Origin of the sequence: Phaeodactylibacter xiamenensis, assembly GCF_965229835.1 — a bacterium.
Classification (GTDB): Bacteria; Bacteroidota; Bacteroidia; order Chitinophagales; family Saprospiraceae; genus Phaeodactylibacter; species Phaeodactylibacter xiamenensis.
In genome coordinates, this window is sequence record NZ_OZ245931.1 from 1,116,411 (window position 1) to 1,140,466 (window position 24,056).

The window sequence follows — 24,056 nt, forward strand, 5'->3', positions numbered from 1 at the left end:
GCTTCCGCCCGCTTGTTTTAAAACTGCCCTCGTCCGTCCCCGTTCGTTCGGTTGTAGGGAATGTTCAGGAAGTCCAGTGAGCCAGGTTTTACACGAATGTAAAAGCTGTAGGTGCCGCGAAGTGGCTGCCAGTTGGCGCCTGCTTCCCAGCAGTGGAGATCACGCTGGAAACCTACCGATGGATAAGTAATCCCTTTTCTTACAAAATCGTACCCAAAGTTACCGATATTGATAAACCAGTTGGGCGTCAGCTGTATGCTGCCGCTACAGTTGATGGTGTTTGTGGCGATGAAAAAGGTATCCCGCCCGTCCGGCATCCCCTCCCAGTTGAGGGAAAGGTTGTGGCTGATGCGGAAATTCTCAAACAGACTCAGGAAGTCCTTTTCTTCTACCCGCTGCAGTCCTCTTTCCTGTCTTTCAAGTTCTGCTTCCGCATCATAAATTTCCTCCTCCTTATCGCCCTGGAATAAGGCTCTGATCTTCCCAACGGTCAGGTTGGTATTGAAGCGGGCCGTGGCCTGATCGAAACGCAATAAGCGGTTTTCGGTTTCCCAAAGCAGGTCGTCTACCCGCCGGCCATTCTCGTTGACCCGGTAGGGGTCGAAAGTGGCGCGCAGGCCTACCGTAGTCATGCCTTTGAACATCCGCGTGGTACCCGAAATATTGACCGGGCTCCACTTGAGAGAGTCTGCCGCAAAGTTATAGTTGCCGGAAACGATGATGTTGTCGAAGAGCTTCAGTTTTTCCTCCGTGGAGTCCTTCTTGGAGAAGTACTTCGCTTCAAAAATATTATTGAGGCTGTAGCCAACGCTCATCTGCTGCCCTGCAGTGGATGGGCTGCCAAAAATCCCCCCCTGGAAGATAGAGTAGGTGTCGAACTCATCCCGGGTATTCGGGTCTCTCACCTCCCGGAAATAGCCCAGATCCGGGTTTGTGTAATCAGGAGTGTAACCGAAAGAAATACTGGGCTTCATCACATGGCGGATGCCCCGCAGCCAGCCCTGTCCAAAGCGCATAGTACCGAAAACCTGCGTATTGAGGCTTACGCTGGCATTGAACTGCCGGTAGGCTTCGAAACCGCCCACCTGCCGCTCTGTGATTTCGCCGTAGGAAAGTGTATCCACAAAGTCTATGCCCCTATCTGAAATCGTGTCCAGCTCCAAAGCCGTAGGGTCAAAATCCCGGCGCAGGGTGCGCAGGTACCAGACTTCATCGTAGTTGACCGAAGGGTTGAGGTTGAAGTACTTGAGGACTTTAAAAGAGGTACCTAGATTGGCCCGTTGTTGGACACCAAACTGGGCATTTTCAATTGTTTCCTGCGTAAAAAGCGTGGAATCTTTAGCCTGAAACCGGTTACGGGCCTCCGCATCGTAACGGAAAGTAATGGCTTCATACCACTTCTCAGGCCCGGTCCTGTTTTTGCGCTTGAACGGGTTAATAGCCTGTGTCTGAAACCTTACATTGGGGAAGCTGACTGTAACGTCGCCCGTATTAGAGTTTTGGTTGTGGTTGAAGGAAGCCGTCAGGTTGATAGGCTTGTCCCGCCAGTTTTTTCTAAAGTTCAGGTTGGACCGAAGCTGGTTTTCCAGTACCCGCTGATCGTTGAAGACCCGTTGCTGATAGTTGTTGCTTTGGATATTGATAGAACCACCAAAGTTGATCGTCGGATGAGCGGACTGTGCCTGCTGATGGCTCCATTGAAAGATGAAGGACTTGGGCTGGGAAATGTTACCCTCCAAATCTTCGCTTCTTCGTACGTCGTAGCCGATATTGAAATTACCATTGTACTTATAGCGCTTGTTGTAGTTGGAAAGCGCATTGACCCCCCAGGTCCCTTTAAGGTAAATATTTCCTGTGAGGGACAGATTGAAGTGGTCGCCCAGGGGGAAGTACCAGCCGATGCCTTCCAAACCAAAGCCCCACTGCGGAGAGTACTGGTAATCACGCGGGAACAGCAAGCCCGTTGATCGCCCCTGCGGTATCGGGAAAAACCCAAAGGGTAGCCAAACCGGCGTAGGCACGTTCATGATTTCCAGATTGGAAGGGCCCACCACAACGAGTTTATTGGGAATGACTTTCTGCTTGCGGCTACGGATGCCAAAGTGGGGCTCCTCATGCGTACAGGTGGTAAAAATGGCATTGGAGCTGTACACCACGTTTTGGTCTTCCGCCGTGCTGTCTTGTGCTTCCTGTGTGACGAACTTGGACTTTTGCCCGCGGACCACCACATCATTCTGCGTGGTGACCACATCGTAGACCACCCCTTTTTTTGTCGAAAAATTGTAGCGCATACTATCTGCCGTAAAGCTCTGGCTGGCATCCGAGAACTCCGGCAAACCCGCCGGCCGCCCCAGGCTGTCGGGCATACCCGAAGCGGTCACGATGTTCGTCTTCCAGTCAAAAATGATATGGTCCGCTTTCAGGTTAATGGTGGTATAAGTCACTTCCGCTTCCCCGTACAAGTGCACCCGCTGATTGGCAATATCATAGACCATTGAATCGACAGCTGAGTATTGTACCGGAGCATCGAGAGAATCCTTGGAGAAAGAAATTTCGCGGGTTTCACGCTGGCGGGGCAACAAGGTATCCTTTGGTAGCGTATCTAAAGAGGCCCTTACCTGGTTGGTACTGAACGGCAAGGTATCCCCGGGCATGGCACGGGCTGCGCTGTCCACCTGCATCAGAGCCGATGGCGGCCGTTTATCCTGCTCATTTACAGGCTCCTGCGCCTGTAGATAAGGAAGGCTGCACAGCAGGAATACAATAATTATTAATAACTTTGTCTTCAAGGATACAATTCTAAGTTGTGCTTATGACGAAAGCGGTAACTTTTCTACCAACGCTGTTTCTACTCGCTTTGCCGTTTACCGGTACCGGGTTTAACTTTTCATTATCCTTTCCGGCACCAGCTGTGGCTGAGGCTGCCTGCCATCCGGGTTCCGATCATTCGGAATGTCTGATGCGCAGGCGCGGCAAAGTTATAAAACCTGCCAGATTATCGGAGGATTTCTCACAAGGGATACCACTTCCCTTTCCGGCTTTTCAAAAAGCCCTGGGCTTACCGCCCGATTATCGGATCAAAACCGTAGTCATTGACCCTGGCCATGGCGGGCATGACCCCGGCTGCCTGGGCGGTAATTCCCGGGAGAAACACCTGGCTTTGGCTATTGGGCTGAAGCTGGCTCAGGAGATGCGGCTCCATTATCCAGGCCTTAATGTGATCCTGACGCGAGATTCCGATGTTTTCATCCCACTACACGAACGGGCGGCGATTGCCAACCGCAACGATGCAGACTTATTCATTTCTATCCACTGCAATTATATGCCTGGTTCCTCGGCTACCCACGGAAGCGAGACTTACGTAATGGGCCTGCATACCGCAGAGCATAATCTTAAAGTGGCCAAGCGGGAGAACGCTGCGATCCTGCTGGAGGAAAATTATGAGGCCAACTACGACTATGACCCCAACTCTCCGGAAGGGCATATTATGCTCAATATGTTCCAGAGTGCCTACCTCGAACAAAGTATTCTGTTTGCAGAAAAAGTAGAGGGGCATTTTGCAAAAGCCAACCGCAAGAGCCGGGGTGTCAAGCAGGCCGGCTTCGTAGTCCTTAAGGAAACAACGATGCCGAGTGTGCTGGTGGAAACCGGTTTTCTTAGCAACCGCTCTGAGGAAGCTTACCTGATGACGCCACAGGGCCAGGCGGTGGTGGCCGGAGCGATGCTTGCTGCCTTTGAAGATTACCGGCGGCACGTAGAAAACAGCCCTGAAGCCCAGCCTTTGGCAACCGCACCAGTTGCCGTTCCGGCACGTGTCTTACAGCAGGAAGAGCAGTTTCAGCCCGATCAAAAGCCTGACCCCAACCCGCCGCCTCTGTCTAAGGGGCGCTATCTCGTTGCCCGTTCACCAGAAGCGGCACCCAAGTCCTATACGCCGCCAGCCGAGCCTGATCCTGCCCCTTCTGCTTACCAACGAAAGGTAGAAAGCGTTGAGGTTCGTCCTGAGCCTGCTATACAACCTCTGACCCCACAGCCAGAACCTACCACTGAGGGCCGCCCAATGCTCCGCGTAGTCACCCTATATGATCTGGGCATCAGCCTGCATGTCCAACTGGCAGCTTCCAAAGACCCTTTAGATACCTCTCACCCCAAGTGGGACAATACCGGTTACCTGATCGAGGTGGTCCGGGAAGGAGAATTTTTCAAATACCAGGCCAAGAACTTCACTTCTATTTACCATGCCACACAGGCTAAAGGTTCACTGGAAAACCGAGGGTTTCCGGGGGCTTTCATCGTGGCTTACCGCAATGGCAAACGCATTTCCCTGGATGAAGTGCGGCAGGCATTGGGCGCACCTTAGCCTCTGTATGGACTGGCTATTGAGGTGGCCAAAGGAATCTCCTGCCGACAGCTCCTGCTCTACTGGAGAAGTAAACGGCCGAAAATTACCGTTTTACCCTAAAGGGCTATACCTTTGCGACGCTTAAACTAATACGACCATGTCAAACGAAGTAAAGGTAGGTCTTCTTGCTATTGTAGCCATCGCGGTCTCTTACTGGGGCTATAAATTCATTATGGGCAAAAATGTCTTGCTCAAGTCCAACACTTATAAGGTTTACTACCCAAAGGTAGACCGTATGCAGGTGGGCACACAAGTCTTTATTAATGGTGTCACCGTAGGTAGTGTGGCTAAAGTGGAACTGCTCAATGACGTGGACCGTACTGTAGAGGTGGTCCTCGACCTCATTCCCGATATGACTATTCCTAAAGATACCCGCGCGGTGATTGTAGCGACCGGCTTTATGGGTGGCAAAGCGGTCAAGCTCATGTACGATACGCCCTGTTCCGGCGAAGATTGTGCGGAGCCAGGCGATACACTCGAAGGAGAATTCAGGGGGTTGCTGGACTCTATGGTTGGAGAGGAAGCTGTTGGCGACTACGCCGCCATCCTTCAAAAGAGCCTTCAAAAGGTCATCGACACCCTCAACTACGCCCTGCTCAGCGAAGAAAGCCAATCGCCCATTGCGAATACCATACGTAACCTGGACGCAACGATGGCCAACCTCAACTCTTCCACCGCTCAGCTCGATCAACTCATGCGGCGGTCATCCGGCAACATCGCAAGTTCCCTTAAAAATGTGGAGTCTATAACCGGGAACCTGGAAAAGAACAATGCCAAAATTGCAGCAATTATCGCCAATGCAGACAGTCTGAGCAGTCAGTTGGTAGCTGCCGACCTGGAGAAAACCGTCAACGAGATCAATGCCTCTATTCAGGAGCTGAAAGGCACCCTTGAAAATGCCAACAAGGCAATTGCCGGTGTATCCGGACTGGTTGATGGTATTAAGGAAGGAGAAGGTACCCTGGGGCAACTCATGAAAGATGAAGCCTTGTACCGCAACCTCTCCAACCTGACCCGCGAAGCTGATTCTCTGGTTACCGATTTCCAGGACCGCCCCTACCGGTACATGCCGCTTAAGAGCCGCCGGAGAGTGGAACGTTATGACCGTCAGGACGCTCAAGGGGCCGGGAATTAAGGTAGCGCCCAAAGTGGTACATCACCCAAAGGTGTGCGAGTGCCTGCGTCAGGTTGTAGATTAGCCAGGGCAGGCGCGGCACAAACTCATGGATGGCCGCAATAACATACCGGCCGCCCAGCACACTGCGAAACTCCAGCCAGCCATGGTCCCGGCGCTTCACCAATTGCCCGCCGACAATATAAAACAGTTGCCGGTTGGCATCGCTGCGGTCCGGGATAAACTTTAAGTGCAGTAGTTCAAACCCTCCAATACGAAATACCGTAGTCTGCCCCCGGTGGTCGGCTTTTAGAAGATACCGAAAGTGCCGGGGCAGCCAGGTCTGATATCTTTTGGCTACCCAAATTGCGGTGTGATCGGCCGGGTTAGGCAGTCGCTGTACACTTCTTACCGTATTTTTTTCTTCCCTGCGCTGCTGCTCGTCTGCTAAGGGTAAAGCCGGTAACTGTTCCTCCTCTTTTAGTGCCTGCCTTGCTGCCTCTTCAAAACACTGAGTGGGCGGCACCTCTGCCATCAGTTGATTGGAGCTTCCTTTAAGGTCCCAGCGCAACGTGGCAATCAGCGGGGAGACCACAGTCGGGCTTAGCCCTGAAAACAAAGCCACCCAAAGGCGGGAAAGCCCAGGCAGATTAAAAGGCAGGGCGTAAATCCAGCGCCTCCTGCCCTTCAGTTTCGCCAGCTTTTTGAGCATATCAAAGTAGGTAGTCACCTCTTTCCCCACGATATCATATTCAGCGTTGTAATAGTCAGAATTCCCCAGGACTGCATCAATAACCCTGAGGGTGTCCTCCAATCCGATGGGCTGTGTTTGGGAAGTCGTCCACTTTGGGCACAGCATGAGCGGTAAGCGGTCTACAAGGCGGTCCAGGATCTTGAAGGAAGTCCCGCCCGGCCCTACGATGATTCCCGCCCTAAGAGTGGTCAGCGGAACAGACGTGCTCTCCAGGGTTTTTTCCACTTCAGCACGGCTTCTCAGGGGACGGGCATCCGGCAGCTCCCCCTCCGGCAGTATACCGCTCAGAAAAACAATTTGCTGTACTGCATTGAGCTCTGCCGCCCGAACAAAGTTGTCTGCCAGCAGCAAATCAGTATTGTCGAAGGAGCCTTGGTTGAGGCGGGTGGAAGGGCGCATGGAGTGCACCAGATACAAAGCATAGTGCGCGCCTTTAAGTGCTTCGCGGCTGGCCGAAAGGGAGTATAGATCAACCTGCCGCCATTCCACATTAGGGTCTGCTTTTTCCGGGGACATCGTCTTGCGGCTTAGCGCAATAAACCGGTATTTATGCCGGTATCGGTCCATAAACCAGCGACCAATAAAACCAGTAGCTCCAGCAATAGCGACGGTAGGCTTCATATTCACCAAACGGAGAAGCTAACAGAAGGTTCGCTATTATTCTGACTGGAAAGGCAAAGCGGGCAAAGCATCGTTGCAAAGGCTCCTCAGCTCCCGGGTCGTTTTCTTCAGACGTGGGTGAACGAAATCAGGCGCAATGTCCAGCAGAGGGGCCAGGACAAAGTTGCGCTCATGCAAATGCGGGTGAGGAAGGGTCAGCTGATCACTTTCCCAGATGATGTCACCGTAGTACAAAATATCAATATCGATCAGCCGCTGCCCCCATTTTTGTATTCTTACCCGCCCCATATCAAGTTCGATTTCCAAAACCGTATTCAACAACCCAATAGGGTCAAGGGCGGTTTCCAGTTCCAGGGCCTGATTGAGGAAATCCGGTTGGTCCCGGACACCCCACGCTGCTGTCTCAAAAATTCGGGAAAAGTGAAGGATGGGCCCGACGGTTTCCTTAAGCGCGGATGCCGCGAGTTTGAGGTTTCTGAGCCTGTCGCCCTGATTGCTGCCCGTATGTAAAAAGACCCGTTTCATATTAGTGTGAAGGTAAAGCTTTATTCTGATATCCGGAATTACATCTCTTGCAAGTTGCATTTACAGACCGATCGGTTTATTTTTGTACCAACCATATATGAAACCCATGTCAAAATCAGACCGTACACGCCAGCAAATCATCGAAAAAGCCGCTGCCCTATTCAATCAGCGCGGGTTCGCCGGCACATCAATGGGCGATATCATAAAAGCGACCGGACTGTCTAAAGGCGGCGTTTATGGTAATTTTTCCAGCAAGGAGGATATTGCCGTGGCGGCCTTTCAGCACGCCGTTGATCAGGTGCACCAGCAAGTCCGTGCCCGGACCCGCGTCATTGAGCACCCCATTGATAAACTTAAGGCTGTTGTTTACTTTTATAAAGAGCATGCTGCCCAGCCACCCGTTGAAGGTGGTTGCCCCATACAGAACACCGCTATTGAGGCAGATGACGGCAACCTGCTCCTCAGGGAACATGCCATCAAAGCGGTTAGGATTTGGCACGACCGGATTGTAACCACTCTTAAAACCGGGCAGGAAAAGAGACAGATTCATCCTGATGTATCTCCCGAAGACTTCGCCACCCAGTTTATTGCCACCCTGGAGGGCGGGATCATGCTGGCTCAGCTGCACAAAGAAGACCGGTATTTCAGTCCGGTGGCCCAGTTGCTATTGCAAATGATTGAACAACTCCAACCCTAAATCCTCAAATACATGCCCATCACAAAAGATATCCGCTACCTCTCTTCTGACTATCAGGACCCTTCGCCGGAACAGCCCGTCCAATATCCACCGGTCTTAAAGGTTATCCGGTTTGTGTTTGGCCTGTTTGGGTATATATTCCCCAGAGCCATGGCCAGGCTGGCGTACCGTTTTTTCTCTACGCCCCGCATTCGCGCCCGGCACAAAACCAGTGATGCCCTGCTCGAAAGCGCCCGCTTATTTGAATTTATGTACGGCAGGCAGTTGCTCAAAGGGTATGAATGGGGCTACGGCGGGCGGACTATACTCCTGGTGCATGGATGGGAGTCGCGGGGCACAGCACTGCGGACTTTTGTGCCTCCACTGGTCGAAAAAGGATATCGCGTGGTCGCTTTCGACGGCCCTGCTCACGGGCACTCTGATGGCAAACGGACAAACCTCCCTCACTTTGGCGGAGCTGTCCGGGCCATTATCAATCAAATTGGAGGAGTGCACGGCATTATTACTCACTCCTTCGGGGGTGCTTCCACTGCTTTTGCCCTTTCCAACCTCGATCCTTCCATCAGGGTCGAAAAGCTCGTCCTGATCGGCGTGCCGGACAAAATGGAAAAGGTGCTGAACAACGCTATGGAAACCCTCAATGTCCCGCCACCTACTGCCCAGGAGTTTATCCGGTATATAGAGCAGAAAGTGAAGTTCCCACTCCATCACGCCGACACCTCCAACGCAAAAATCTCAGAAAGTGTGGGAAAAGTGCTGATCGTTCATGATGAAACGGATGTTGTCGTTTCTATTGATGAAGCCCGCTCCGTTTTTGAGGCATGGGACAACGCCAGTCTGCTCATTGCCAATGGCTACGGGCATTACCGGCTCATGAAGAACCCTGATCTCATCCGCGAAGTTGCCGACTTCATTCACGGGAGCTCCTGACCCTGGATTTATGTTGACCATCCGACCGATAAAGAAATGTGAGGGCTGTAGTTTCAAATTTTGATTATTTTTAGCCAAGTTCAAGCCTGATTTAGGCTGGAAAAACAAACATTAACCTGGCAAGCATGAGAATACTTTCCACACTCACTGTACTACTGTTATTGCAATTTGCCCTCTCTGCCCAACCCGTCAATGATGACTGTGATGGTTTAATCGCACTTGGCGCACTCCCGGCTTGTGGTGATGAGATCTATGACAATATCAATGCGACACCTTCCGATATTGGGTCAGGGAACATACCCAACTGTTTCAACGGTGGAAGTGTTGACCGCGATGTGTGGTTTTCCTTTACCACTACCGCTGATATTATTGATGTCACCGTCACCTTGCAGGGCGCCACAGATGGCCCCAACGGCAGCATTCTCAACCCTCAGATCAATATCTACCGTGGTGAGTGTATGTTTGATGGCCTTGCGGACCTTAGCTTCTGTTCTTCTGCTGCAGATGGAGAAGCAACGGCACAGATAGACATCATAGGGCTGACCCCTAACACGACCTACTTCATCCGGGTCAATGATTACTCTCCTACCGGCACACCGAATGCGGGAGATTTCCGTCTCTGCGTGGACGAATACGTCCCAGCTATCAATATTGGTGATGAGACGTTTACTTCTGCCTGCTTCGGCACACTATATGACTCAGGAGGGCCTGATGCTGATTATGGCAACGGGGAGAATGCCACCTTTACCATCACCCCTTCCACTTTATTTGAATGTCTGGAAATTCAGATTCAGGATTTTCAGCTTGAGAACAACTTTGACTTTTTGAATATCTACGCCGGGCCCAATGCCGCCGGCACACTCCTTGGCAGTTACACTGGTGGCAATACGGACCCCATTACCATACAAACCTCAGAACCTTCTGTGACTATAGAGTTTACTTCTGATGGATCGGCCACAGCTCCCGGCTTTGAGCTGACCTGGAATTGCAGCCCCCTGGCCTGCAGTGGTTCTTCTGTTGACAATCCCACTGTGATCAGTGGCTTACCCTTTGAAGGCAGTGGCTTCACAACCTGTGGTGAGGCAGGTACTATTGCGGAAACGCCCTGTGGCCCTACGCCCTTCCTGAATGGGCCGGACGTTGTGTTTTCCTACACTACTGATGGCGGCTTTTGTGCCGATGTGATCGTCAGTGGTGCAGACGCTGGTACGGGTGTGCTTATACTGGATGGCCCTCCTCTTGACCCTGCTACTGAATGTGTGGGCGTTGGAGGCAGTGGCAGTGCCTTCGGGACTAATTTTGAATCGCCTGGCACTTACTATATTATTGTAGCCAACGGCACGGGTTGCACGGAGTTCGATCTCTCCATCACGGAAGCGGAATGCAATCTGCAGCCCTCCCTGCTCAATGCGCTTTGCAATCCGCTCAATGGCTGTATTCCTCCGGATAACCTCCCCTCTGTTTTCACCTTCAATCAAGGGTTTGAGGACATTGCCTTCAATCCAGGCCTAAATGACGGTTGCTGGTTCAATACCGGTTCTGCTGACCCCAATTACTATTGGTTTACTATAGAAGCTCAGGCAGCAGGCCCCTTTGGCTTCACGGTGGAAGCTGCCAACCTGCCTGCGGAAGACTCTGATATTGACTTCCAGGTCTGGGGGCCACTGGACAAGGATGAAGTGTGCAGCGACCCGCAGGCTATTGTAGATTTTGTGGAGAACAATCAACCCATCCGGTCTTCCTATGCTGGTGGTGCCGACCCTACCGGACTAGCCAGTATCCACCCCGTTACCGGAATAGAAGTACTGGATGAACTGGACTGTGCACCAGACCCTAACGGTAACGTTGACGACTTTGCTTCCGTCATTAACTGCCAGCCCGGTGAAGTATATGCGGTATTAATTAATGACTGGGGAGACAATATCCAAAGTGGTGCGATTTCTGTAGACTGGTCTGCTTCTGATCCGGATGTACTTGCCCCAACACCCAGCGAACTCCTCAATAGCGACACCGCGATTTGTCAGGGAGAAAGTGTACAGCTATTCCTGGAAACCTCCGTCAGTAATATCACCTGGCTTAAGGATACTACCACACTGTCGTGCGATGACTGCCCTGATCCATTGGCTACCCCTACTGAGACCACAGAATACGTTGGCTTGGTCGATGCCGTTTGCTATCAGGATACCGTGAGTGTACTGGTACAGGTTTATGATATCGATGCCGGCCCTGACGTAACCGTTTGCCGGAACGAAGAAATTCAAATAGTAGCGGGCAGTAATTTTCTGAATGCCGCTTATGAGTGGGTGCCCCCGACCGGGCTGAGCCTCAGCTGCACCGAATGCCCCGACCCGTTTATCATAGCAGAGGCCGCCGGCACCTACACCCTTCCTGTGACCCTGTTTGCTGACAATTGCACGCTGGAAGATGCCGTCACCATTACGGTACTGGATGCGGAGGCTCCGGTCATAGCTATTTCGCCTGACCTGGATATTTGCCTTGGAGAAACCGTTTCCGTTGGCGGCGCAGCTACCCCTGGCGTAGATTATACCTGGAATGCCACCCCAGGCGGCTTCACCTCAACAGATGCCGACCCTTCGGTCACGCCAGATACGACGACCACTTATTTCGTCAGTGCACAAAACCAGGAATGCCCGGTGCCTTCGCTGGACAGCATAACGGTCAATGTCTCCATTCCACCAATCATTCAGGTGGGCAATGATACCTCGGTTTGTCAGGGAGACCCACTCGTTTTAAGTGAGCTTTTGCCTGAACCAGGCGTTATGTACAATTGGGCCGGACCGGAGAGTATTGAAGACCCTGCTGACCTCAATACGGTTATCTTCCCGCAAAATGAGGGCACCTATACTCTTACCGCCGTGCGCGGTGCCTGCGAGGAGACCGCTTCTGCAGAGGTGGGTATTACACCTATCAATATTGACATCATCGCCGAAGATACGCTCCGGATATGCCGGGGCGAAACAGAGCTGATGTTTGCAGCGGATATCACACCGGCAACCGAAACGCCGGTTTGGACCGCTTCCACACCCGGTTTCGATACGCTTGTGGCTCCCACCCTTACGGCTAGCCCGCAAACGGCTACTACCTACTACGCGGAGGTAGCAGTGGGCAGCACCTGTTTCCGCAAAGACTCTGTTTATGTGGTTGTGGACAGTTTGCCAGCAGCAGGCCTGGGTATTATGCCGTTGGATACGACCGTGTGCGAAGGCGAAATACTAGTGCTGCAATCGCCCTTATATGAACCCTCCGATTTCTCAGGAATTACCTTTGAATGGGGTCCGGAAACCGGTCAGGAGTCTCCCGACTCACTCTACAACCTCGTCATCACGGGAGTAGATACGGTAGAATATTTCAGAGTAACCCAAAATGGCGTTTGTACGGATACGTCCTTCGCACAAATCAATGTGAATCCCACGCCGACAATCACCATCACGCCCTCTGACACATCAATTTGCAATGGCAATAGCGTCGATTTCCAGGCGACCATAAGCGATAACGCCACTTCCTTTGAATGGACCGGCGGAACGGAACAGCTCAGCTGTACGGACTGCCTCAACCCTTCGGCCAACAGCCTGGCCCAAAGCACAACTTTCACCCTTGAGGCATCCGTTGGAGACTGTCCTAATGAAGTCAGCGCCAATGTCATTGTTCTACAACCTGCTCCTTATGACCTGGAAGTTTCGCCCATCATTTGCGAAGGGGAAAGCATACAGCTCATTTTTAATACTGACCCAGGCTACAATTATACCTGGACCGCTACTGACCCGAACTTTGGCACGATTGAAGATGGCGCGCTAACGGTAACGCCAGATTCCACAACCACATACTTCCTCCAGGCCGGCGATGGCATCTGTCCGGACCTGGAAGATCAGGTGCAGGTGCGCGTGGTTCAGGCCGCAGAGATCAATGCAGTCAATGTTTCGCCTACGGACCTTTGCTCTAACGAGGAGGTGACCTTCAGTGTAGATATCGACAATGCAATACCTGAAGACCGCTACGAATGGCTGGACCCGAATGGGAATGAGCTGGCTACCGGGCAAAGCGGCACGTTCGAGCCCACCGTATCCGGTACATATACGCTGATTTATATTAGTGCGGCGGAGTGTGGCACCCTTACGGAGACTTTTGACCTGACCGTTTCCCCTGCCCCAACCGTAGCCCTGGCCAACGACACAACGATCTGCCTCGGGCAGTCCGTGCAGCTCAACTTCGCGGAAGATGAGAATACCACCTACACCTGGACCTCCACTGACCCGCTGTTCAGTGATTTCAATAATCCTCAGCCGGTAGTCACCCCTACGGAGACCACAACCTACACCCTGACAGCAAGCAATGGGGTGTGCGATGACTTTGTGGGCTCCGTTACGGTGGAAGTCATTGGCAACATCCTGCTGGACATCCTGCCCGAAGACTTCTTTATCTGCCCGGGCAGCTCTACCAGCATCATTGCTCAGGCTGTGGGCGGCAGCAGCGAGGAGACCTTCACCTGGACCGGCAGCGATGGCACTGCCTACACCGGGGACAGCATCACGGTTATGCCGGAGGATTCCACCCTCTACACCCTCGTTTACGAAAGCGGCGGCGGCTGTACCACCATTACCGACTCTGTGCTCATTGAGGTAGGCGACGGCGTGTTCCCGACCGGCGCAGAGATTATTCAGGAAGTACCTGGAGACCTCTTTGAAGGGGACTCGATCATCTTAGGCGTCAACTACGGTTCGCCCTTCGACCCCAGCCAGCTGAACTTTACATGGACGGTCCTTTACCAGGACTCCACTACGGCGACCCCACTGGCCAGCGGGCTTGGGCTCGATACCATTCAAACCCAAATCTTCTCTAGCGGGGTACATACTTTCCAGGTGGAAATCACCACCCCCGATGGCTGTTCCTATTTCGCCACCGTGCAAGGGAATTTTATGGAAATTATCGTTGCTGTGCCCAATACCTTTACCCCTAACCGGGATGGCGCCAACGACTTCTTCAATTTCGTAGCACAGGCCAATATCGAGGACCTGGAGGTGCTGGAATTCAAGGTCTACAACCGCTGGGGCCAACTGGTCTACGACAATGAAACGCCGGACGATGGATGGGACGGCAACGCCAATGGAAAGGAGCAACCTACCGAGGTCTACTTCTACCTCATCCGGATTGCCCGCCCGAACGGTTTCGAGCTGGGCACCTTTCAGGGAGATGTGACCCTGGTCCGGTAACGGAAAACAGAAGCTGCAAAAGCGCCATTGAGGACAATCTACCTCAATGGCGCTTTTTTATTTGAGTACCACGGCGGCACGCATAAGGCCCGCAATAGACATAAGGTCCGTTATTTCCCCTCTGTAGACCATTTGCAGCGCCTCCTCAAAAGGCAGCCGTTTCACCTTCAGGTCTTCCGTATCTTCGGGTTGAGCCTGCCCCTGAGTCAGTTGCCGGGCGATGTAGATTTTACCAGCCTCATCGGTTACAGAATTGGAGGTGTGGAAGTCAAGAATGTGCTCCCACTGTGCAGCCTGCAACCCGGTTTCCTCCAGGAGTTCCCGCTTAGCGCTTTCCAAAGGAGCTTCTGCGCCGATGGGGCAGCCCCCTTCAGGGATTTCCCAGCTGTATTCCTCAAGGGTATAGCGGTACTGCCCGACAAGCCAGGTATAGCCTTCCTCATCGATTGGCACAATACCTATGGCTTGATTTTTAAAATGGACGAGCCCGTAAATCCCATCCGTACCGGTGGGCGTGATGACTTTTCGGTGGGTGACCTGAATCCAGGGGTTGTCATAGACTTCTTCATTGGAGAGCGTGGTCCAGGGGTTCTTCATGGTTTTTGTACAAAGATATGTGTATCTTCCCTGAATCAAACCAAGAGATATGACAAAAGCAGCGACGCTCCATCAACTAGACCGTTTGGACCAAGAGTTATCCGCACTGTTCAGTGAGTTGGAATGCTATGATGATACCCGGCTCAACCATCGCCCGTCGGATGGAGGCTGGACTGTCCTGCAAGTGCTCCACCATTTGATTTTAGCGGAGACCGCCTCCCTGGGCTACGTCCGGAAGAAACTTAGTTTTAATCCGATTTTGGATAAAGCCGGAGCAAAAGCGGCTTGGCGTCTATTTGTAGTAGACTTTTACTTCCGAATGCTAACCAAGTTCAAAGCACCGAAGGGCGTAGACCGGTCAGCCCTGCCGGATGAGTCAGTATTTGAAACGACACGTAAACAATGGGAAGCGCAGCGACAGGAATTAAGGCATTACCTGTCTCACCTTCCGGAAGAACGGTTTGACCGGGAGCTTTACAAGCACCCCTTCGCGGGTAAAATGACCTTACGGCAAATGCTGAAATTCTTTGGCATGCACATCAAACGCCATCAAAAGCAAATCAACCGGGTACTGAAAGAGGCTGCTGTTTAGAACAGCGCCCCGGCGATAGCAGCAGTAAGGAAACAAGCGACCGTCCCTCCGATTAGCGCTTTAATGCCAAATTCGGTTAAGGTTTTGCGCTGCCCGGGTGCAATAGCTCCGATGCCGCCAATCTGAATACCAATAGAAGCGAAATTGGCGAAACCACAAAGGGCGTACGTCGCGATCAGCATTGACTTGTAAGACATTTGATCCTTAAGCCCTTCCATGGCGGCGTAGGCGAAGAACTCATTGAGGGTCGTTTTCAGGCCCAGCAACTGCCCGACTACAAGAATATCCTCGGAAGCAACACCCAGCAACCATGCGATGGGCGCAAAAAGCAGCCCCAGTACATATTCCAGGTTAAAGCCCTTAAAGCGTCCATCCGTCTGTTGCTGTACTATTTCATTGAGCCCGGTAGGCCCACCAATCCAGTTGATGAAGATGTAATTGAGCATGGCAATAAATGCTGTAAAAACCAGCAGCATAGCCCCTACGTTGATCGCCAGCTTCAGCCCGTCTGTGGTACCACGCGAGATAGCGTCGAGCAAGTTACTGCCTACCTCCTGCTTAGGGATATCCAGCTTCTGATGCTCCAGGTCAACTTTTTCGGTGGAAGGGAAGAGCATTTTGGCAGCCACAATCGCAGCTGGTGCAGAAATAATTGAAGCCGTGAGCAGGTGGGTGGCGAACATCTGCTTGGCTACCGGATCAGAACCACCGAGGAAGCCCACATAAGCTGCAAATACACCTCCCGCAATTGTTGCCATCCCACCGGTCATCAGACAGAGGATTTCCGACTTATTCATGTCCTCCAGGTAGGGTTTGATCACCAGCGGTGCTTCGGTTTGCCCGATAAAAACATTTGCTGCAGCCGCCAGGCTTTCCGCACCCGTCAGGCGCATAGTTTTCGTCATCACCCAAGCGAACCCTTTAATAATCACTTGCAAAATACCCAGGTAATATAAAACAGATGACAGGGCCGAAAAGAAAATGATAGTGGGCAGCACTTTGAAGGCAAAGATGTAGCCAACAGCAAAAAGCTGACCATCAGCAGCGCCCGGCAGTTCTACGAAATCGGGCCAGTTACCCAGCACGAAATCCGCACCGGCATCTGTAAAATCAAGCACGACCACAAAAAAGCTGGCCACCAGGTCAAAGGCTTTTTTGACTAACGGAACCTTCAGAATAGCCACAGCAAGAACGACTTGCATGCCAATTCCAATGCCCACCAGCCGCCAGTCAATGGCGCGGCGGTTAGCGCTGAGTAAATAGCAGATGCCCAGTAATGCAACGACTCCGAGTCCGCCACGTAAAAGCCCAATGAAAAATTCCATACTTGCCCTGTTGGTTTGAACGGTTCCAAAAGTAAGAAAACTTGGTGATCATCCCGGTTTGCTCCACAATATTTATACTTTTGCCCAAACAGCAATACTGTCATGGCAAAACCTCTGATCATTGGCATTACGGGCGGCAGCGGGTCCGGCAAGACGACCTTCATCCGCCGGCTCAAAGAGCGGTTCTCCGACCACCAGATTTGTGTGGTCTCTCAGGATGACTATTACCGCCCGCGGGAAGAACAACAGCAGGACCTCAAAGGCATATACAACTTCGACCTCCCGGAATCCATTGATGCGGCGGCTTTTGCCCGTGATATTGAGCGTCTGATTGATGGGCAGCCGGTAAAAAGGCAGGAGTACACTTTCAATAACGAGCTCGCGAGTCCCAAAATGCTGACCTTCAGCCCGGCCCCTATCCTCCTGGTGGAAGGCATCTTCATCTATCATTTTCATGAAATCCGCCGCCTGTTTGACATCCGAATCTTCCTGCATGCCAAGGAGAACCTCAAAGTGATCCGCCGCATCAAACGGGATCAGCTCGAACGCAACTACCCGCTGGAGGACGTGCTATATCGTTACGAACACCACGTACTGCCAACCTTTGAGAAATACATTCAGCCTTATATGGATGAGGCAGACATCATCATCAATAACAACCTCCACTTCGACCGGGGCCTGGAAATGCTCACTGGCTACCTGCATCACTACCTGGACTTTGGCCGGGAGAAGTTCAACTTTAAGAAAGAGAAAACGGATAACAAACAATAATTGGGAATGAAGGCTAATTCATAGCCTATAGTTGCCCGGCCGCCAATTTAAGGCCGCCGGGCAAGTGTAAAAGTTCGAAAATATGGCAAAGCCTTTGCAAATCTAAAGTCTGGCCATATGCCTTACAATACCACTATCCGCTGCACGCCGCGGTGCCCACCGGGAGCCTGCGCGACCAGGTAAAACACCCCGGTTTGCTGAAGCAGTCCGGTCACCGTGGCCCTGTTCGATTGAATCGCCAACGCCTTGATCAGCCGCCCCTGACTGTCGAATACCTGAATGCTGCCGCCCAGGAACGGATCGCCAACCTCGTATTCAAACCGGCCAGATGTCGGGTTGGGAAAAACGCTGAAAGCTGGCAAAGCCTGTTGTTCTTCCGTATCCACCACCAAATCCGGGCTAATGACTGTATGTATGGCATCATCGCTGAGGTTTTGATCGCCCGAAACGGCCAGAGTGGCAACGACGCTGTTGAAAGCTCCGGGGGTAAAACCAGACACTTCCGTAAAGGCGTGGAGGTAAGTTTCTCCGGGTGCAATGGTTGCGGCGATAGTCTCCTCAAAAACGAAATCGCCATTAATAAAATAGGCCAGCGTGGGGTTCTGCATATCCTGCGAGCCTGTATTTTCAACCGTAAAGGTAATGCTCTCGAAGACCGGGTTGGCGGGATCGCCATTGGTCGCAACCTGCAAGCCGGTTGCCCGCAGATTATTGAAGGCACTGAGGTGAACATCGCTTTGCTCCACGAGATAGGCATAAATCCGGTAGTGGGGCTCGGTATGAGAACTGCCGTTGTAGCCGGTATTCAGAAAGTTGGTATAGTCTTCCAACACATAATCAAGGGAAAGCGGCGCTCCCGGCGTAGCCAGACTCGTCAGATTGACTGTAAATGGGATGACCTCCTGCCCGGGACACCATCCGGCACGGGAGAACAGCCAGGTCCCCAGCTGATTGGCGCAGGTATTCTGGGCACAATCCGCTTTCCAAAGATGGTGGGGCGTCACTAACGCTCCATCTGCCCAGAGAGAATGAGTCCGGTTGGAAAACTCGGCCGCATTATCGGTATTGCCCTGACCGTGCCCGGAGATGGTCATACGGAGGTGTGTGGATTGTGCCAAAGGGGATACTTCCACCTCCTGCTCAGGTAAATCGTAGCTGATCGCAGGGTCTCCGTATACGAGGTTGGAGGTTTCCCATAAACGGTTGATGCGCTGGTACGAAGGAGCATCCGCTTTTACAAATTCTAAGTCTGCATTCAACAGCCACCCGGAAGCCCCCCAGACCTGTATAAAAGACCGGAACGTAATTGAGCCGCCCATCACAGACTTAAAATCCGTCACATCAATCGTCCAGGGGCCACAGGCAATACCAAATGGGGTGATATATCTTGCAATCTCGAAGGAGCCTTGTGGCGTATCGATGAAAATACTGGCAGGCTGATCCCAGGGGTCACAGCCGGTACCCGGGCAATCCACGGAGAAGTGCAGCAACAACTGCTCGTAGTCTTCCATATTGGCCGGCAGGATAATTTCACGGAACTGCGTCTGCCCCGCTGCACCAAAATTATGCTGCCGGGCATCAAAAACCGTCACGACCGTTCCTCCTTCCGGCCGCTCGTAATTAATCGTAGCAGCATCATTCGTTGCATTGTCATCCTCAGCGTAGCTGATCTGAACGGCAACTTCGTTATCATCGTTGCCGGTAAAATCATAGGGCGCATCAAAGACGAAGGGCTTAGATTCGCCCGCTGCGATGCTGCCTTCATACGTTTGCTCCAACGCTACTTCCCCATTAACCAACAGCTGCACGGCGAATCCGGAAACGGGGTCCACGCCAAAGTTCCGGATCGTACAGCCCACCTTTACCGGTCGCTGATAGATACTGAGGACATCCGGATCGGTGATGGCCGTTACACCTACGTCTGTAGCTGCCAGTACGAAGCCATCTACCCAGCCCTCATCGCCCAGGCCGCCTGCAAAGCTCCCATCACACCCTAAAAGGTTGGAGGTGATAGTACCGGCACCTTCGTTCATGGGCAAATAAGCCGCGAGCCCGGGCTCATTACCGCTGAGCGGTGTTGCCATCGTTTGAATAAGCTCCTGACTGTTCCTGGCCAGGTTCCAAATCCGGACTTCATCAATTACCCCGGACCAGCCTCTGCCCGGAAATCCGGAAGATTCACCGATGGTCACAGGCGAAGCACCCACAACAGGCACTCCGGCATAGGTTTGGCTGCCTTCAGGCACCCCATTGACGTACACTGTGATAGCCCCGGCCGCAACCACCGCAGCCACGTGGTACCACTGATTGGTATTCATAATGGCCGTGGTTTGTGCGGACTGCCACCCGGCGGTGGTCCCCATCACAAAATCCAGCGTACCGTTATTGCCCGCCCGGAGCGCAAACCCCGTACCAGCAGCTCCATCTTTGGTAACAATAGACCCCTGCCAGGCCGCAGGTTTCCATTCTGCCGCGTTGACCCAGGCTTCCACCGTGAAGGATTCCGCAATTTGAAGTTCCGGGGCATCGCAAAGGACCAGGTGGTTGCTTAGGCCATCCAACTGTAGCCCGAAGTTTTGGCTAAATGCCAACGCAGGCATGAGTACAAGTAGAAAAAAATAAAATGATCGTTGCATCGTGAAGATAGTTGACTGTAACAGTCAGGTTAATGATTGAAGTAAGTGCCATTTATAAAAACACACTTGACAGACATAAAATGTAGACTCACGCTATTGCTGAGGCATAACTATGCTGCCTGATTTATGCTTTTCAAAAATCCTAAATCGGTTTAGCTTTCAAAGCTATAAAGGATACGCCAAAAAACAGTTCCTCAGTCCTTCCTCATTGTCTGTGAAGTTACAAACCAGCCTAAAAAACTTTTTCCACTGCTCATTCCTCCAGAATTAGCCGAAAGGTCTCGATGGCATATTTTCCCAGTTTCAACCCGGGCCCGGCAGGTTGTGGATACTCTTCAATTATATTCGTGCGCTCAAACGCCCCAATTTTAAAAAAGGAGCCGACACGGGTGTCTGTAGCAGTGCCTTCCAACTCATACATCCGTAAAATGACGTGATCAGAGTCTTCTGCCCTTTTAATGGCTGAGACCATAACATTTTCCGCATCAACGGAAAAGAAGCTAAGCTTTTCAGGCAAGCTTGCGCGGACTGACCGGTCAGGGTAAATGATGGGCTGCAACGGTTCGTTCTTTTGCTTCGCCACCCGTGGCCCCTCAAGGCTGCCCGTGGGGCTGGAAGTCAGGACATGATGGAAATCGTGGTGCCCAGCCTGGGAGTATTCATTGCCTTCCCCGTGGCAAGATACACGGCTGGCCAAAAGCAAGTGCTGCAGCAACGGCCGCCCCCCATGTTGGCCGGTAGGGTCCACCCAATCGGCAGCAGCCACAGAGGAGCTCAACGTGACCGATATTTCTGTATCTGTGGCTGCTATCCAGTCGATAATCGCGCGTGGGTGTACGTCCTTGCAAAGTGGCGTGTAGCGCTCCCCGGCCGTTTTGATCTCATCTTTGCCTACCCGCACCCGGCCAAAGGGCACTTCATGGGACACCTCTGCGTTATCCATTTTGAGCGGGAAGGCCGTTCTAAACTCCCGAAATAACTCCCCGGACCAATTGCGAAGGGCGGTGTCAAAGTACAGGCGTTTTAATTTGTGGTAGAGCGTAACTTCCTGCAGTACAATAGCGTGCCGGATTTGCTGCTCCAGCCGATACCGGGTATAGACCGGCCCGTTTTCTATTATTACCCAATCCGCCCCGTGCGTACTGACCTGATCGAAACCAATCAGCTCCGGCTGCTGAATATCCCCGAATTCACCGGCTCCATTGCCTGCCGATTGCAGGGTAAAGACCTCTCCGGGCTTGAAGTGGCTACTATCGAACAGATCGCGGCCCAGCGCTTTGTCCTGCACCTGCTGAATGCCGCCCGGCCCAAAATCCACGCGGTAAAAGCCATTTTCATAGCTAGATACAGAAGCGGATTGGGACGTAGTGACCACCGTTGGCTTTTCATTGCGGAGGTAATACGTGGCGTAGCCTACTGCCGGGACTTCTTCGGCAATAAAAGTGAGACCGGCGCTTTTGAGGCTGCCATCATCGTGATAGGCTTCGTTGCAGGTTTGAACGGCCACCTCCTGCCCATCAGCTGAAAAGACCGCAATCTGCCTGAACTGCCCCATCGCAAAGTGGATGTCGACTGTTACCGGGTCGGTGCGGGCCCAGGAAAGGCTATTGAACAGGATGAGCGGAATGCCCTGTCCCTGCCTGGTTTGGATGTGCCTGGCGATAAACGCCGTGCTCTCCCGGAGCAGCCCCTCCCCCATCACTCTGGATTTCACCAGGTTCTCCTTAAAAAGGTTATCGGTAATATCGCCATCGTGGCCGCCCCAGCCGTGGTCGGGATAAATCTTAGCCTTCCACGCTTCGTCAAACTGATCGTAGGGATAAGGCATCTGCTCCGGGCTTAGCAGGTTGGCGATGGTGTAGAATTTTTCCGCTGCAGGAAGTAACTTCGAAGCTTCCCGGCTGGCTGTCAGCGCCTCCCGGTGGCCCGGGCCATGAATGTAAACCCATACATTGGGACGCTCGCCCATAATGGTATCCAACTTAGTAGCCATCTGCGCTGCCTGGGGCATGAATTCGTCCATTGTCATCAGCTCCATATCCGGCAGGTATACCGGCTGGGCCGTACCGTCTGCCCGCTTCAGGGAATCGAAGCCATTCCAGGTATTGATCAGATCGGTATAATCAATGGCCGGCAGCATGTCCTGGCTGGACAGCAGGGGCGCTTGTACCGCTCTCCCTTCGAATCGGTCTGCCCAATACCGGACCTGCGATGCCCCGTATTTCATTTGCTGCCCCCTGCTCTTGGACAGGTAGAGCAGGTCGTTGCCGTAGTGCCCGGGGGAGTAGGTAAAAACCGAGCTGCCATCCGGGCTCGCCCAATGGAACATCCCTTTGGCATGACGGCTGATAACCATGTAGTCTACTCCCGCTTTTTTGAGAATCTGTGGTGTTTGCAGGGACTTGCCCGGCACGTCCACATTCCAATAGACCTTGGAGTCATAGCCCCCGAAGGTCTTTTTCACCCATTTTTTGCCGAGGTAGAGCTGCCGGACCTGGTCTTCAGCATCGTACATGTCTTCGTAAGGGCAATTGTAAGTGGCACCAACGGAAATCAGCTTCCGGTTTAGGAGGGTGGTCAGTTTTTCCTGGGATTCCGGATGGCGTTCGAGGTATTCGCGCAACATCAGCCCGTCTTCGATATCAAAACCATAGTCTTCCCGGACGAAGGCATCCCGGAGAACAGGCGTCAGCAGCAGCGTATCCCGCAGGATGATGCAAACTTCCGGACGATCTACCCAGGCGATGTCCTGATGGCTGGAATTCATAAGGGACACCTGCCCTTTTTCGTACTTACGGTCGAAAAAGTCACTGTAGACTTCAAAAAACTCCGGACGGTAGAGTTTGGCCAAAGTAGCCCTCCACCCCTGCTGATAGTAAGTCATGTGGTGATAAATGAAATCCCCCTTAAGATCAGTAGCGGTCAGGATCCCGTCCTTGTTTTCAAACCTCAATGCTATTTCTGTATCCCCGCACCTGATAGAGAAGCTACGCTGAGGCGGTTTTGTTGCAAAGGCAGTACCGGATAATTCGCCTTTGAGTTCGAATATCCGTGTGGCACTCCGTTTTCCATCGCTGACCAGGTAAACGGGCTGCCCGGCGAAGTGAGCGGGCGCGCCTACGAAAAGCTGACCGTCCCGTTCCCTGATATCGAAGGCCGCCTCGCTTTCAACAGACCGGCGCAGGCGTTCCACCACATCATCCGCTTTAAAAATCATAAACCAGGCATTGGCGTGCTTGCGATGCCCGACAAAACGAAGGCGGACTTTCTCCCCTTTAGCCAGTAAGCCGGCCGGGACCGTTAGCCGGAACAGGCCGAGCCCATCGCCATTAGCATCCCGGCGGATCAGGAGGAATTCGGCCTGAGCCTGATCGGGGCTTTCAGAAACCCTAAGCGTACCATCCTCATTGGCCTGAAAGGTCAGCAACCGGGTGCCGTTGAGATAGACATCGAATGGATGCCGCTGATTGAGGTCGATATCGCTCAAAAAGGCAAAAGTGGCTGTTTTTGGCTTGAAATCTGCCGGTACTGTCCCGGTCAGCAGTTCAAATCCCATCTCACCCGTAGTCGCCCGGGCAATCATGGACACATTGACATCCTCCCTCAGCGAAGGGTAAGCGAAGAACTCAGCGCCGGATAGCATTTCGCTATAGCCTTCCAGGTCCTGTTGACAGCTCTGATACAACTGATAGTTGACATTCAGTTCCTGAAGGTGCCCCTGCCCATTGCCCCCGTGGTCGAAGGCTGATGCCGGAACGCGCCCCTCACCTGCCCATGCTGTGGCCAGCCCGCACAGGAAGAAGCAGATATTGTAAATGGTATGAAATGAGTTGTACTTGATCATATGAATACTGATTTGAGCAG

At 52.5% G+C, this 24,056-nt stretch carries 14 protein-coding genes; 7 read left to right on the plus strand and 7 right to left on the minus strand.

Annotation, left to right across the window (positions count from 1 at the left end):
• Positions 1 to 17 precede the first annotated feature (17 nt).
• A complete protein-coding gene (locus ACO08I_RS04160; protein ID WP_421948572.1) occupies positions 18 to 2,789 on the minus strand; it encodes a putative LPS assembly protein LptD in 2,772 nt (923 codons plus the stop codon).
• Between the two features lie 23 nt (positions 2,790 to 2,812).
• On the opposite strand from ACO08I_RS04160, the gene ACO08I_RS04165 reads away from it, so the two are divergent.
• Both ACO08I_RS04165 and ACO08I_RS04170 read left to right on the plus strand, forming a co-directional pair.
• Complete coding sequence (locus ACO08I_RS04165; protein WP_421948573.1) at positions 2,813 to 4,360, plus strand: N-acetylmuramoyl-L-alanine amidase; 1,548 nt, start codon at positions 2,813 to 2,815, stop codon at positions 4,358 to 4,360.
• 139 nt (positions 4,361 to 4,499) lie between these two features.
• Positions 4,500 to 5,537, plus strand: coding sequence for an MlaD family protein (locus tag ACO08I_RS04170; protein WP_421948574.1), 1,038 nt, complete (start codon positions 4,500 to 4,502; stop codon positions 5,535 to 5,537).
• Here ACO08I_RS04170 and ACO08I_RS04175 read toward each other — a convergent pair.
• Both ACO08I_RS04175 and folK read right to left on the minus strand, forming a co-directional pair.
• Positions 5,476 to 6,891, minus strand: coding sequence for an NAD(P)H-binding protein (locus ACO08I_RS04175; RefSeq protein ID WP_282779793.1), 1,416 nt, complete (start codon positions 6,889 to 6,891; stop codon positions 5,476 to 5,478). The two genes, ACO08I_RS04170 and ACO08I_RS04175, sit on opposite strands and share 62 nt — an antisense overlap.
• Positions 6,892 to 6,927: 36 nt before the next feature.
• Complete coding sequence (gene folK, locus ACO08I_RS04180; protein WP_282779791.1) at positions 6,928 to 7,476, minus strand: 2-amino-4-hydroxy-6-hydroxymethyldihydropteridine diphosphokinase; 549 nt, start codon at positions 7,474 to 7,476, stop codon at positions 6,928 to 6,930.
• Positions 7,477 to 7,522: 46 nt separating this feature from the next.
• On the opposite strand from folK, the gene ACO08I_RS04185 reads away from it, so the two are divergent.
• The 3 genes from ACO08I_RS04185 (at position 7,523) to ACO08I_RS04195 (ending at position 14,271) form a co-directional block, all read left to right on the plus strand.
• On the plus strand, positions 7,523 to 8,113 hold the full coding sequence (locus tag ACO08I_RS04185) for a TetR/AcrR family transcriptional regulator (protein WP_282779789.1): 591 nt from the start codon (positions 7,523 to 7,525) through the stop codon (positions 8,111 to 8,113).
• Positions 8,114 to 8,125: 12 nt separating this feature from the next.
• Positions 8,126 to 9,043, plus strand: coding sequence for an alpha/beta fold hydrolase (locus tag ACO08I_RS04190; protein WP_421948575.1), 918 nt, complete (start codon positions 8,126 to 8,128; stop codon positions 9,041 to 9,043).
• 125 nt (positions 9,044 to 9,168) lie between these two features.
• Positions 9,169 to 14,271, plus strand: coding sequence for a gliding motility-associated C-terminal domain-containing protein (locus tag ACO08I_RS04195; RefSeq protein ID WP_421948576.1), 5,103 nt, complete (start codon positions 9,169 to 9,171; stop codon positions 14,269 to 14,271).
• Between the two features lie 57 nt (positions 14,272 to 14,328).
• On the opposite strand, the gene ACO08I_RS04200 is transcribed toward ACO08I_RS04195, so the two are convergent.
• A complete protein-coding gene (locus tag ACO08I_RS04200; RefSeq protein ID WP_282776496.1) occupies positions 14,329 to 14,868 on the minus strand; it encodes an NUDIX domain-containing protein in 540 nt (179 codons plus the stop codon).
• A gap of 49 nt (positions 14,869 to 14,917) precedes the next feature.
• Between ACO08I_RS04200 and ACO08I_RS04205 the strand changes: the two genes are divergently transcribed.
• Complete coding sequence (locus ACO08I_RS04205) at positions 14,918 to 15,460, plus strand: DinB family protein (protein ID WP_421948577.1); 543 nt, start codon at positions 14,918 to 14,920, stop codon at positions 15,458 to 15,460.
• On the opposite strand, the gene ACO08I_RS04210 is transcribed toward ACO08I_RS04205, so the two are convergent.
• On the minus strand, positions 15,457 to 16,785 hold the full coding sequence (locus ACO08I_RS04210) for a NupC/NupG family nucleoside CNT transporter (RefSeq protein WP_044227747.1): 1,329 nt from the start codon (positions 16,783 to 16,785) through the stop codon (positions 15,457 to 15,459). The two genes, ACO08I_RS04205 and ACO08I_RS04210, sit on opposite strands and share 4 nt — an antisense overlap.
• Before the next feature lie 102 nt (positions 16,786 to 16,887).
• Here ACO08I_RS04210 and ACO08I_RS04215 point away from each other — a divergent pair, with 102 nt between their 5' ends.
• Positions 16,888 to 17,556: a uridine kinase family protein gene (locus ACO08I_RS04215; RefSeq protein WP_282776491.1), complete on the plus strand. Its 669-nt coding sequence runs from the start codon at positions 16,888 to 16,890 to the stop codon at positions 17,554 to 17,556.
• A 122-nt stretch (positions 17,557 to 17,678) separates the two neighbouring features.
• Here the strand turns inward: ACO08I_RS04215 and ACO08I_RS04220 are convergent, their stop codons facing one another.
• Complete coding sequence (locus tag ACO08I_RS04220; RefSeq protein WP_421948578.1) at positions 17,679 to 20,192, minus strand: LamG-like jellyroll fold domain-containing protein; 2,514 nt, start codon at positions 20,190 to 20,192, stop codon at positions 17,679 to 17,681.
• Positions 20,193 to 20,445: 253 nt separating this feature from the next.
• Positions 20,446 to 24,036, minus strand: a complete 3,591-nt coding sequence (locus ACO08I_RS04225; RefSeq protein WP_421948579.1) for a glycosyl hydrolase-related protein — start codon at positions 24,034 to 24,036, stop codon at positions 20,446 to 20,448.
• Positions 24,037 to 24,056: the final 20 nt, after the last annotated feature.

What these genes read in the sequence shown, in the direction of transcription:
- ACO08I_RS04165 (WP_421948573.1), top strand. Translation starts at nt 2,813, where the DNA reads ATGACGAAAGCGGTAACTTTTCTACCAACGCTGTTTCTACTCGCTTTG.
- ACO08I_RS04170 (WP_421948574.1), top strand. Translation starts at nt 4,500, where the DNA reads ATGTCAAACGAAGTAAAGGTAGGTCTTCTTGCTATTGTAGCCATCGCG.
- ACO08I_RS04175 (WP_282779793.1), bottom strand. Translation starts at nt 6,891, where the DNA reads ATGAAGCCTACCGTCGCTATTGCTGGAGCTACTGGTTTTATTGGTCGC.
- folK (WP_282779791.1), bottom strand. Translation starts at nt 7,476, where the DNA reads ATGCAACTTGCAAGAGATGTAATTCCGGATATCAGAATAAAGCTTTAC.
- ACO08I_RS04185 (WP_282779789.1), top strand. Translation starts at nt 7,523, where the DNA reads ATGTCAAAATCAGACCGTACACGCCAGCAAATCATCGAAAAAGCCGCT.
- ACO08I_RS04190 (WP_421948575.1), top strand. Translation starts at nt 8,126, where the DNA reads ATGCCCATCACAAAAGATATCCGCTACCTCTCTTCTGACTATCAGGAC.
- ACO08I_RS04195 (WP_421948576.1), top strand. Translation starts at nt 9,169, where the DNA reads ATGAGAATACTTTCCACACTCACTGTACTACTGTTATTGCAATTTGCC.
- ACO08I_RS04200 (WP_282776496.1), bottom strand. Translation starts at nt 14,868, where the DNA reads ATGAAGAACCCCTGGACCACGCTCTCCAATGAAGAAGTCTATGACAAC.
- ACO08I_RS04205 (WP_421948577.1), top strand. Translation starts at nt 14,918, where the DNA reads ATGACAAAAGCAGCGACGCTCCATCAACTAGACCGTTTGGACCAAGAG.
- ACO08I_RS04210 (WP_044227747.1), bottom strand. Translation starts at nt 16,785, where the DNA reads ATGGAATTTTTCATTGGGCTTTTACGTGGCGGACTCGGAGTCGTTGCA.
- ACO08I_RS04215 (WP_282776491.1), top strand. Translation starts at nt 16,888, where the DNA reads ATGGCAAAACCTCTGATCATTGGCATTACGGGCGGCAGCGGGTCCGGC.
- ACO08I_RS04220 (WP_421948578.1), bottom strand. Translation starts at nt 20,192, where the DNA reads ATGCAACGATCATTTTATTTTTTTCTACTTGTACTCATGCCTGCGTTG.
- ACO08I_RS04225 (WP_421948579.1), bottom strand. Translation starts at nt 24,036, where the DNA reads ATGATCAAGTACAACTCATTTCATACCATTTACAATATCTGCTTCTTC.